At 62.5% G+C, this 1,927-nt stretch carries 2 protein-coding genes; both read right to left on the bottom strand.

The genetic code is table 11. The features are described from left to right. Window positions 1–859: hypothetical protein (locus Q1X90_RS05130; RefSeq protein ID WP_300767214.1), on the bottom strand; the 859-nt coding region annotated here is incomplete at its 3' end. A gap of 34 nt (window positions 860–893) precedes the next feature. Then, window positions 894–1,715 (bottom strand): hypothetical protein, encoded by an 822-nt coding sequence (locus tag Q1X90_RS05125; protein WP_300767213.1) that lies wholly within the window; start codon window positions 1,713–1,715, stop codon window positions 894–896. Window positions 1,716–1,927 lie beyond the last annotated feature (212 nt).

Raw genomic sequence — 1,927 nt, 5'->3', positions numbered from 1 at the left:
GGCGCCACATCTCGAGCTGCGAGGTGTTGGTCGAAGGCGTCGCCTCCGCGTTCCCGAGCGGCACGTCCACCCCGCCGACGTTCGCGTAGACCACCATCTGCATCCCCTTGGCGATGCCCTGCTCCGAGCCCTTGTCCAGCGTCAGCATATCCGTCCCCAACATCCCGGTGATTTTCCCACCCACGGGAAACTCGTTGCCCAGTTCGTTGGCGATCCGGATCGCCGCCTGCGTCGCGAGATCCTGAAGCAACCCTTGAACATCCGACTTGTTACGATATTGGAAACCGCCAATGACCGTCCCCGCCCGGCTCGTCCGCTGCTCGCGACGCACACGACAATCCAAGTCCTTGGAGAATTTCACCAACTTCGTGCGCATATCCGTGCAGGTGAGGTTGATGGCACAGATGAAGGTGATTTCCTTCTCGCGCCCATCAAGCCGCTCTTCCGCGTGGATATTCAGGTTCCAGTTGGCCACCAAATCCACCGTCGTCGGGTCGGCCTCCGGCAACTCCAATTCCCCCAAATCCGCCATCTCCTCGAGGCGCTCGGTGTTCCTTCCATGCAACGCCACCACGGAGAACCGTTTCAGCTTGCTCAGCTCCGATTGCAGACGCAGGCTCATGAAGGCCATGTTGCTCTCATCGAAGGCATTGGAGACCATACTTCCGGGATCGAGCGCCAAGACCAGCCGGCCATAATTCTCCGTACTGTAGTTACCGGGCAACGTAATCGGACGGTCGGCCACCGTGTCACGGTCGTAAACCGTAATGTTCGGGTTGACCTGGTGGGACGGGCCGGAACAGCCCGCCACCAGGAAACCGAAGAGGAACGCACCGCCAAAAACGGAAACGAAACGCATGACAGCTTCCTTTCGGGTGAATGTCAGACGCGGCTCACTCCGCGCTCTGGATCGCGTCGACCAGCCACGGGATCTGATTCAGCGTCACCGTGATCTGCTTGCGCAGACGATTCACGGCCGCAAGCGACTCTTTGCCCCCCGTGAGCGGGTTCAACTTCGCGGCAAGCTCCGGCTTTTTCAACACGGCGGCAATGCTCGTGTTGGCCTTGGTCAGCTGCGTCAGATTGTTCTGAAGCGGCGCCAAAATCTTCGTCCAGTCGGTCGCCTCCACCTTGATGGCCTTGTAGAATCCCTCGCGACCGACACCGGCGTTCGCCTCAAGCGCGGTGGCCCAATTCGCCATGTCCGCGGGAAGCTTCTCCGCCAAGAACGCATCCACGGCGGCGGCGTCCGCCAGATTCAACCCACGGTACGCCAACACCGTCAGCGCGTCCGCGTTCGCGTCCGTCGAGTTCAGCGTCAGCCCGGGCTCAAGACATGCCAGCTTCGCCTGCCGGGCGGATTCCTCTTTGAACGCATCCGGCGACATTTTCCCGCTGTCCGGGCCGTTTCGCCAGCCGATATACGTATTCCAAGCGAAATCGGCCTGCGTCTCGCGGATGTAATCCAGCATCCACTTGTTCACCGCGGAGGCGATGGGCGTCACCGTGTTCGCGATGGCGTCGATTTCGGCGATGCCGCTCGTGCACGTCGCGGTCAGGTCAGGATCTTTCGCGTCGATCATCATCTGCGTCTGATCGCGCCAAGGCCCGACCGCCGCCTCCTGCTCGGGGGTCAGCTTCGACGAGCTCGCGCAACCGACCATCACGACGCAGCCGACAGCCGCCAGCGCGCCAACCTTCATGAACTTCTTCATCTTGTCTGTCCTATTCCCCTATGGTTTCCCGGGGCGTGCGGGGAAAACGCGGCGGGGCCGGCGGGGACGCCCGTCGGCGGAAAAGGCTGAAGGGGAACAACCACAAACGCGCCCCCGGCGCGGCGGCGCGCGGGGCGGGAATCGAAGGCGACGGAAGCGGCGGGCGCCTCAGGCGCGAGCGCGGTCAGCGGCGCGGCACGACGACAAGACTT

This window comes from uncultured Bifidobacterium sp., from assembly GCF_949292005.1.
In the GTDB taxonomy this organism is placed as follows: domain Bacteria; phylum Actinomycetota; class Actinomycetes; order Actinomycetales; family Bifidobacteriaceae; genus Bifidobacterium.
The sequence above is the reverse complement of the archived record's forward strand: the minus strand, read 5'-3'. Positions and strand labels throughout refer to the sequence as shown.